Here is a 6,435-nt window from a genome sequence, read left to right as displayed (position 1 = left end):
AACGGTAATGTTCCAAACAACCTTGTTCCTTCTTGCATGGTATTCGCTGACAACCACTCTTTTTCAGGCAGTACAGTCAGATATGTTCCTTGTCGATTGTAAATCATTCTTCAATGATTTAGCATCATTCATACAAACCTTTGTCGGATGGACGATTGATGCCGGGCATTCTGCGGCACAGATTAGTACAAAAATTCCAAATGCTTTTATAGCCGGAATGGTATATTGGTTATTGCTAATATTGATTGTAGGAATATGTATGGCAGGAACAGGGATGCTGGCGATACTGATAGAAATAAAGGTTATAGAATTATATAAGAAAAACTGTTGGGATGTTATTACTCTACTAATGATACTGACAAGTGTTGCTATTGTCATTTATTTTGGAGAATCAATCAAAAAAGTACTGTCAGTAAATCTTCTATTGCTTTTCGTACTTTCGCAGGGCGCATATGTTGGAATTAGATGTTATCTTAAAGTTTGGTTAGAAAAAAGACCATATTAGTATTTTCAACTTACTGTATAGACAGTAAAATTACTCCATACCAGCCTAGTGAAAATTTACTGTATGAAAAGAAGTATTACAGAGAAAAAAGGCTGTAAAAACAGGAACAGCCAGCCCGAAAGAATTTACGGACTGGCTGTATCAGCAGAGTAATGTAATTGTGGAGCTGACCGAGATATGAAAAGCTTTCTATCATCAATTTCGCATTATTGCAATAACAGATTGCTTCTTCCATGAATGAATAAGCAATATTGTCATCAAACTTTCAAGCATAAACATAGCAACAGCAAAAAGAGTAAAAGCAACAACCGGAAATACAAATCCCGTAGACATGCCTGCATTTTTCAAAAATATACCGATTGCATATCCGCCGGGGATTCCAACAACAGCAGTTATAAGCAATGCAATCAAAGTAGTAAAAAGACCTTCCATCATAAATGCTTGCTTCAACTGCTTATTTGTCATACCAATAGATTTTAGTGTGCCCATTTCCTGTTTCTGTGATAAAAGATTTGTCACAGTAAGATTGATTTGATTGATGACCGCAAATATCCACAAGATGGCTGCAATCGCATAAGCTAATGTAAAACCTGCACGATTGTCTGATTGGTGTTCTACAATAAAATCTTGAAGGGTTTGTAAGCGAACATCCCTATTGTCAGAAACGAGTAATTTGAGTTCTTGCTCGATTATCTCCTGATATTCAGCTTCTGCTTGTATTTCGATTGCGTATGTACAGTCATAACCTGCAAGTTCTTTGAGCATATTTTCCGGCATTCTGAAAATATAGCCACCCATTCCATCATTGCTGGAAGTGATTGCACCAATTTTGAATGCTTTTGTTATTGTTTTACCACTATGATTTTTGAAATTAAAGGTCACAGTATCCCCAATTTGAGGTTTCCAATGGTAAACATCATAAATACGTTCGGGATCACTTACAACTAATTCTGTATCATCAGTAATATTTCCAGACAAAACCGCTGCATTTAGCGACGCCAAATCCTTTTCATTATAGCCGAGCATCAAGGTGCTATCTGAAATATCATTGTCTGTTGAGAAATCAACTGGTACGGTAGCATAAGTAAATATATTGCTAACTCCCTCTATATCTCCAACACGCTTTACATAATCAGAAAAATATTCTTTCTGCAAGAGAGCATCCAAATTTTCACTTTCGTTTTCTAAATCAATGCTGATTTTGAAATCTCCGTACTTCATATCCCAATAACGAGCCATACTCTCGGCATTAAAAGAACTCTGATAACTTGCTGCAAGGAAAAATATAACTCCGCACAGTCCCAATGATAAAATGGTCAATAGAGATTTTTTTCTGTTTCTGGAAAAGCTGATTTTCGCTAAATATACAGGCGTAATACGATGTCTTTTGTGAGTGCGGTAATTTACAATTCCCACTGGATTTTTCAGGGCGGAAATTGGAGAAGTATTCGCTGCAATTTTTGCTGGTTTACGAACACTAATATAAACAAGCAGTATTCCAAAAAGGCATGCGCCACATAGAGAAACAATAAATGCAAATACTGACCAGCCTTTTGATTGCAGACAATAGCTGATGATCGTTCCCATGATACTACCAATTAAAATCCCCGGAACTGCAAGCATATAACCCTGTTTAAGAACTATTTTATAAATTTGCTTTTTACTTGCCCCTATTGTCCGAAGCTGTCCGAACTCAGCAACTTTTTGTCCAACCGAAATATAGAAAATGCTGTAAATTACAAGTGCGGCAGCTAAAAACAAAATGGCAGCAACTACACCATATACCGCATAATTACTGAAGGACAAAGTTGTATTTACATAATCATAGTAACTGCTGACTGTCCAATTATTCAGTCCAGTCTCCTCTGAAATTTGAGATAATATTTCTGTTGCTTCGTCTTTTGTAAGGGTATCTGCATTTTCAAGCCAAACATATCCATTAAGCAGGTTATTTCCACGTAATTCCCGGCATTTTTCAAGTGAAACAAAAACAGGATAAGCGGTAGAAGTTTTATCATGATAAATACCAACAATAGTATAATTCTTCAAAGTACCATCCAGATTCAACTGAACTATGGCGTTGATTTCCGGAGACTTATTTTCACTGGCAAAAAAGGCATCTGTAACAGCAATTTCACTTGCTTTCTCTGGATATTTTCCGTCAAAGGCAGGAATCAAACTAAGCATGTCATCATCATAATAAATCAGAGACAGTTCTTTAGAATTTTCTTTCACTGTTTTGATATTACAGGAAAGTCCTACACTTTTTACTTCTTCGTTTGCTAACAACTTTTCTTTACTGTCCTGCGTAATGTCAAAGAAAATCCCTTGATGTAATCCTTCGATTTCTTTCTGATTTTGATAAATGATATTTTGCACTGTGAGCAACGACATCATTATCATAGCAACGGCTACAATAATTGCCGAAAGGCAAAATAAGTTTTTCTTCTTATCAAAACGCACACTTTTTCGTGCTAATTTTTTAATTACTGCACTGGTATCATTTTCAAAAGGATAATTCATAATTCCCACCTCCTTTAGCCAACAATTTTACCATCTTCAATCCGTACAATGCGGTCTGCGAGTTGAGCGATCTCGTTGTTGTGAGTAATCATTACAATGGTCTGATTAAATTCTCCGCTGGTATGCTTCAAAAGCCCTAACACATCTGCACTGGTCTTGCTATCAAGATTTCCGGTCGGTTCATCAGCAAGGATAATCGCAGGCTTCGTAATTAAAGCTCGTGCAATCGCTACACGTTGCTGTTGACCGCCTGAAAGATTGTTCGGCATATTTTCCAGTTTATCTTCTAAAGCCAACATATACACAACTTCGTCCATAAATTTCTGGTCTACTGTATCGCCATCCAGTTCCACAGGCAGGACGATATTTTCATATACATTCAAAATCGGAACCAGATTATAATTTTGGAAGATAAATCCGATGTTACGCCGGCGGAAAATTGTCAATTCATCATCATTCTTTTTTGCGAGTTCTTCTCCCCGTACAATCACGCTGCCGGAAGTGGGGGTATCAAGTCCTCCCATCATGTGAAGCAATGTAGACTTACCGCTGCCGGAAGTTCCAACTACGGCAACAAATTCTCCCTGTTCCACAGTAAAATTTACACCATTAAGGGCACGAGTAATATTTGGTTCTGTGCCGTAATACTTCTTTAAGTCGATTGTTTGTAAAATGCTCATATTCAAATGCTCCTTTCAAGGCTTTCTATCTGTTGATAAAGCCATTGTAAACCACAAATGTTACACAAATGTCCGAGATAGAAAAAATTTTTATCGAAAATCAGAGTGAAATGTTACAACGCTCGGACATTTCAAAAAAAGTGGTTATATCTTACCTTACAGGAAGCATAATAGAAAATTCTGAGCCTTGCCTCAGCTCTGAAACAACCTTGATATAGCCCCCTTGCCTTGTTACAATCTCACGAGCCAAATACAAACCTATTCCCACACCCTGTTGATCGTGTACTTCTTCCTCACGATAGAAGCGCCGGAAGATGGCAGCCTGATTGCTTTCTGAAATGCCCTTGCCGGTGTCGGTCACTTTGACCTCTACGTACATTTCCCACTGAACCACTGATACAGAAATCTTTCCACCTGACGGAGTGTATTTTACTGCATTGTCCAGCAGATTGAAAAGGGCTTCGCTTGTCCACTTGCTGTCATGGGAGATTATCAAATTTTCCGGGCAATCCACGGATACAGCAATTTCTTTTTTCTCTGCGGCATATACAATACTGCTCATGGCTTGTGCAAGCGTATGGAATAAGCTGCTGTCTTTCTTTTCTAATCGTATTGCTCCGGTTTCCAACCGGGACGTTTTAACCAGTGCTTGGAACAGAAAATCCAGTTTATCAGTCTGACTACGTATGCCTTGTAAAAAGTCCATCCGTTCTTCTTCTGAAACAGGCTTTGTTAAAAGTGTGTCCGTTACCATTTGCAAATTGCTGACAGGCGTTTTAACTTGATGTGAAATATCAGAAATCAGCATTTGAAGCTCCTGTCGTTCCATGTCTACCTTGTGCCGGTTTTTCTGCATAATCTCATACAACCGAATTAAGCGGTGGTTGATACGGGCAAAAAGAGTTTCACTATCATTTGACTTTTGTAATTCCTCGTTTCCATCAATCATGTTGTCCAGCGTCCGGCACAAATTAGAAGTAAAATGAGAAAGGCGTTTTCCAAAAATCAGCACCAATAGCCAAATCCAGAAAAACGCACAGAGTGTCAATGTTCCACCCACTATAAAAATTCGTATATCCTGCATTATACCGCCGAAAATACCGGTAATTACCAGCATAGAGAAAACCATGCCAGCACTAACCAGTCTACAAATTTTCTTAGCAGAAAGGTTATTCAGATTCATTTCTTTTCGCCTCCTGTCCATTGATACCCCATACCATAAACCGTTTTGATATATGTGTCGCCATCTGCTTCAATCTTACTGCGAATACGGCTGATAGAAGTAGTAAGGGTATGTTCATCTACATATTTTTCATCAACATCCCACAGTTTTTCTAAAAATTGTTGGCGAGTAAGTACCTGCTTCGGATTTTTAAGAAATAGGTTCAACATTTTATATTCCATCGCAGAAAGTGCTAATGGTTTCCCGTTCAAACTTGCAAATTGTTCCGAAAAATCCAGAAACAAGCTACCATCCTCGTAAATATCCTTAGCTGGTTTGTGATGCTCCAACATAGCGAACATGGCTTTGATTTTTCGCTGCAAAGCACTAATCGAAAAAGGTTTCGTGATATAATCCACTGCACCAGCTTCATATCCCCGTATCTGATTGCTTTCCTGATCGTTGGCAGTTAGAAATATAACTACTGTATCAGGATGCTCTGGCTTGATAAGACGGCATAGGTCATAACCATTTCCGTCTGGTAAATTTATATCCAGCAATACCAAATCAAAAATGTTTGTTTTTAATGATTCAGCGGCTGTCCTTGCATTCAGAACAGAAGTTATTGTGTAACCGTCCAATTCCAAATTATAAGTAAGCGTTTTATTCAAAAGATTATCATCTTCGACAATTAAAATATGCTTCATATTATCACTTCCTTTTCTTTTTGCAGATAGTATAACAGGCAAATGTCCGAGAATTGTTACAAGGACAAATATATTTTTCATTTTACAGCTTTTTTCTGTGTACTGCAATTTTATAAAAGAAAGGACAGCAGTGTCAAATTGCTGTCCTTTCTTTTATCATAGCTGGTAGTGTATAAGCGTGGGTTCATCATATCGGGTGTGGTATCTTTAACTACAGGAAACTCCCTACAACACTATCTCACTTCTTGCTTAATAAAGTTCTAATGAATCTTCTGTATCCACCCACATCTGTAAATTGCCATCAAGATATAATCTTGCATATTCCAAAGGCTCATCCACAGCCAATGAAGTAAGCGCACATTCTGATCCATATGTGGTTTTTAAATTTTTTTCAGCTTCCCAGCAATCAATGCGAAGCATATATCCAGCACTTGTGTAAACATCAATACTATCGTGGTTTATATTATATTCTGCATAAATTGTTCTCATCGTATCTTATCTCCATTTTCTTTTGATAATCAGTTACAGAGTTAAATATCGAAAACATTTCAATCAGTTCACCATGTCGTTATTGTTATATGTTATATTGTGTTATGAAATTTTCTTTCCCTTAATTTTTCCCATATTAAGGTTCATGAAAAGCAATGGGAAAATGTAACACAAGGGAAAGAGTAAGGGAAAGTTCACTTGCTACAAACTTAGTATTTTCAAGGGTTTGCGAAGAATTTGATAATCAAATATAACAGTTATTAAATTTCCTAAAATATGTGAAATATCAACTGGAAGTTGTCAATTTCTTTATTATCTAATCTGTTAGTAATCTATCCAACAGCATCTGCCTGTTGTTTATAAACATTT

At 37.2% G+C, this 6,435-nt stretch carries 6 protein-coding genes; 1 reads left to right on the top strand and 5 read right to left on the bottom strand.

Annotated features, from left to right (window positions below; genetic code table 11):
* Positions 1 to 505 (top strand): DUF6040 family protein (locus M72_RS11170; RefSeq protein ID WP_055068275.1); only part of this gene is annotated, 505 nt, incomplete at its 5' end.
* Between the two features lie 195 nt (positions 506 to 700).
* Here the strand turns inward: M72_RS11170 and M72_RS11165 are convergent.
* The 5 genes from M72_RS11165 to M72_RS11145 form a co-directional block, all read right to left on the bottom strand.
* On the bottom strand, positions 701 to 3,028 hold the full coding sequence (locus M72_RS11165) for an ABC transporter permease (RefSeq protein ID WP_006859032.1): 2,328 nt from the start codon (positions 3,026 to 3,028) through the stop codon (positions 701 to 703).
* Positions 3,029 to 3,042: 14 nt separating this feature from the next.
* Positions 3,043 to 3,708: an ABC transporter ATP-binding protein gene (locus tag M72_RS11160; protein WP_006859033.1), complete on the bottom strand. Its 666-nt coding sequence runs from the start codon at positions 3,706 to 3,708 to the stop codon at positions 3,043 to 3,045.
* A gap of 151 nt (positions 3,709 to 3,859) precedes the next feature.
* Entirely contained in the window at positions 3,860 to 4,891 is a 1,032-nt protein-coding gene (locus M72_RS11155; protein WP_006859034.1) for a sensor histidine kinase, read from the bottom strand.
* Complete coding sequence (locus M72_RS11150) at positions 4,888 to 5,577, bottom strand: response regulator transcription factor (protein WP_009265522.1); 690 nt, start codon at positions 5,575 to 5,577, stop codon at positions 4,888 to 4,890. Before M72_RS11150 ends, M72_RS11155 begins: the two co-directional genes overlap by 4 nt.
* A gap of 249 nt (positions 5,578 to 5,826) precedes the next feature.
* Positions 5,827 to 6,066, bottom strand: a complete 240-nt coding sequence (locus tag M72_RS11145) for a DUF6061 family protein (protein ID WP_006859036.1) — start codon at positions 6,064 to 6,066, stop codon at positions 5,827 to 5,829.
* Positions 6,067 to 6,435: the final 369 nt, after the last annotated feature.

This window comes from Roseburia faecis, from assembly GCF_001406815.1.
Lineage (GTDB): Bacteria > Bacillota > Clostridia > Lachnospirales > Lachnospiraceae > Roseburia > Roseburia faecis.
Note: the sequence above shows the minus strand (reverse complement) of the source record. Positions and strands in the feature narration are given on the sequence as shown.

Bases quoted from the DNA above. Each gene is read 5' to 3' on its own strand.
- M72_RS11165 (WP_006859032.1), bottom strand. From the start codon at position 3,028: ATGAATTATCCTTTTGAAAATGATACCAGTGCAGTAATTAAAAAATTA.
- M72_RS11160 (WP_006859033.1), bottom strand. From the start codon at position 3,708: ATGAGCATTTTACAAACAATCGACTTAAAGAAGTATTACGGCACAGAA.
- M72_RS11155 (WP_006859034.1), bottom strand. From the start codon at position 4,891: ATGAATCTGAATAACCTTTCTGCTAAGAAAATTTGTAGACTGGTTAGT.
- M72_RS11150 (WP_009265522.1), bottom strand. From the start codon at position 5,577: ATGAAGCATATTTTAATTGTCGAAGATGATAATCTTTTGAATAAAACG.
- M72_RS11145 (WP_006859036.1), bottom strand. From the start codon at position 6,066: ATGAGAACAATTTATGCAGAATATAATATAAACCACGATAGTATTGAT.